The organism is Furfurilactobacillus milii (assembly GCF_009863985.1).
Taxonomy (GTDB): Bacteria; Bacillota; Bacilli; order Lactobacillales; family Lactobacillaceae; genus Furfurilactobacillus; species Furfurilactobacillus milii_A.
In genome coordinates this window covers 1-940 of the sequence record NZ_WEZT01000024.1, presented here as the reverse complement: position 1 = coordinate 940, position 940 = coordinate 1, and the positions used below count along the sequence as shown (strand labels likewise).

The 940-nt window shown below is 32.6% G+C and carries 1 protein-coding gene; it reads left to right on the top strand.

Going from position 1 to position 940, the window contains the following annotated elements; genetic code table 11:
• Positions 1-455 precede the first annotated feature (455 nt).
• Positions 456-704, top strand: coding sequence for a GlsB/YeaQ/YmgE family stress response membrane protein (locus tag GB992_RS10385; RefSeq protein ID WP_161002383.1), 249 nt, complete (start codon positions 456-458; stop codon positions 702-704).
• Positions 705-940 lie beyond the last annotated feature (236 nt).

Here is a 940-nt window from a genome sequence, read left to right as displayed (position 1 = left end):
GATCAGCTCCTAAAAGATGGGTTTGTGGTAAACACCATTTTAAAGGAAGCTGATCTTTTTTGTCCGAACAGCGTTCGGATTAATTTTACAATCTACCATTGTTTTCATCATCAAAACTCCTTTTAAAGTCCGTATGCTAAATTGTTTGTAAGTGCAATAAATAAATCGATTATTCTTTAACGCCTGTAATTGAGAAAAAGGCAAATCAAAAATTCCTATTTTAAAAAGAATGGCACAGTCGAATAACTTGTATGCAAATATTCAATTGTCTATAATTAGATTTAGGAGGATGCAATTTAGATAATGGAGGATTTCATATGAAAAGATTTAGACTTTGGTCAAAAATATCAATTATCATTTCTATATCTCAACTTTTATTAGCCATTTTTAAAGAAATCCAAAACTATAACAAATCTAAAAAACATCCTTCGAAAAATAAGAGAGGATGATGTTTTATGCATTGGTTATTGGTTTTAATTATTGGTGCCATCATTGGTGCTATTGCTGGAGCAATTACTAGCAAAGGAAAATCAATGGGGTGGATTGCTAATATTGTTGCCGGATTAGTTGGTTCCTCTATTGGAGAAGCTATACTCGGATCTTGGGGCCCTCAATTAGCCGGAATGGCAATTATTCCTTCAATTATTGGAGCAGTAATTGTTGTTGCTGTAGTTTCTTTCTTTGTCGGTAAATCAAAGAATTAGTTTTTAAGCTTCATTTAAGGTTCTTATACTAATTATAGATGCTAACTTAGTTAGCACCCCTCGACTTTGTTGTGAGCGAAGCCAATTAATAATATTCCTGACCCACTTAGTTTTAAACTAAGTGGGCTTTTTTTGTTCCTTGAATTTACACTTTAAGTGCAACACTAATTAAATAAAGAATGGCCCATGGCCAAATTTCTGTAAAATGATGTTTGCGAAAACAATCATGAAAGGAA